Here is a 223-nt window from a genome sequence, read left to right on the forward strand (position 1 = left end):
ATTAAATTTAGATCTTACTACATTAACTGCCGGATTAGATGTTAATGGCGATGGTACAATAGATACTATCGACACAAGTACACCAGCAGATGGCATCTTTGATATTGTAGATATCAATGGTGATGGTGTAGCAGAAGGATTTGATACTGATGCAGATGGTATTATCGATTATATCGACTTAGATGGCGATGGAAATGGAGATTTAGTAGATTTAGACAATGAT

At 35.4% G+C, this 223-nt stretch carries 1 pseudogene; it reads left to right on the forward strand.

The features are described 5' to 3' along the window. A pseudogene (locus Q0935_RS15870) lies at positions 1-223 on the forward strand (hypothetical protein); the annotation flags it as partial.

This window comes from uncultured Lacinutrix sp., from assembly GCF_947500605.1.
GTDB lineage: Bacteria > Bacteroidota > Bacteroidia > Flavobacteriales > Flavobacteriaceae > Lacinutrix.